General features: G+C 43.9%; 1 protein-coding gene. It reads left to right on the forward strand.

Going from position 1 to position 1,327, the window contains the following annotated elements:
- The first annotated feature begins 335 nt into the window (after positions 1-335).
- Positions 336-1,292 carry a transposase gene (locus DWX26_RS16570; RefSeq protein ID WP_226906477.1) on the forward strand — a complete coding sequence of 319 codons (957 nt, stop codon included), beginning with the start codon at positions 336-338 and terminating at the stop codon, positions 1,290-1,292.
- Positions 1,293-1,327: the final 35 nt, after the last annotated feature.

Below are 1,327 nucleotides of genomic sequence, written 5' to 3' on the forward strand. Positions count from 1 at the left end.
CTATAAATGAGCAAATCCAAAATATTGCACAAAAGAAAGACACCCTCTGTAGAAGGATGTATAATTGAAGTACCAACAAACAACATACTCACTCAAACAAGGGGGTGTCCGTTGCAAACAGTATACATCATTCCAAACATATTTACAATTACCTGAAAGCATTAAATCTCGGATTATTTTTATCCGATGTGTATCTGAACCACTTATTGACCATCATCCTGTCTGTTTTTCTCCGGGGATACCGGGGAAAAACAGTTGATTTCCAAGAAGTCAGCCATTGCCACAGGACAACGACCGCTTATTTCCTGAATCACGGAAAATGGAAGGACGATGCATTGCAGGATGTTTTAAAAAGCAGCATCCTCCAAGCCATTTATAGGGAAGCACAGCGTTCCGGACAACCGATTTACTGTATTGTGGATGATACGATTGCTTCACATACCCGGCCTTCGTCACAGGCGGTTCATCCAATCGAAGCTGCGTATTTTCATCAATCACATTTAAAAGGCTGTCAGGATTATGGGCATCAGGTTGTCTCCGTTATGCTTTCCTGCAACGGGATTACCCTGAATTATGCAGTCATCCTGTACGATAAATCAAGATCAAAGATCCAGATTGTACAGGAGATCGCGGAAGAACTTCCCGCTGCGCCGGTCATTTCCTACTTTCTTTGTGACAGCTGGTATACTACTGCAAAAGTGATGGACCGTTTTATTCGGAAAGGATTCTATACGGTTGGGGCATTAAAGACCAACCGAATCCTTTATCCATGCGGGATCCGTCAAAAAGCCAGTGCATTTGCCCTTCATTTGCGGAAAACAGACCCGGATGTCAGCCTCGTGACCGTTGGCAGCCGTGAATTCTATGTATACCGCTATGAAGGGGAGTTGAATGGCATTCCAAATGCAGCGGTGATCCTCAGCTATCCGAAGGATGGATTTGGGAATCCCAAAGCATTGCGTGTATTTCTCTCTACAAATGCAGAGTTATCCACGCAGGAGATCCTGGACACCTATACGAAACGGTGGCCGATTGAATTATTTTTCCGGCAGAGCAAAAGTAAACTTGCGCTGGATAGTTATCAAATCCGATCCCGTCAGGGAATCCAAAGGTATTGGCTGATCATGTCGTTGGTCCACTATTTGTGCTGTATGCATTCTGGAAACTACTGCACATTCGAAGAGGGATACGCATCCTTGAAGCAGCAGCTAAAGCAGGAACAGTTTGCAAACCTGTACCGCCTCATAAAAAGCAGCGCCTCATTCGAAGAAGCTTTTAAGTTTGTGGGATAAGTTTGTGCAAAATTCGATATTTGCTCATTTATAGT

The organism is Blautia sp. AF19-1 (assembly GCF_003479155.1).
GTDB classification, from domain to species: Bacteria; Bacillota; Clostridia; order Lachnospirales; family Lachnospiraceae; genus Fusicatenibacter; species Fusicatenibacter saccharivorans.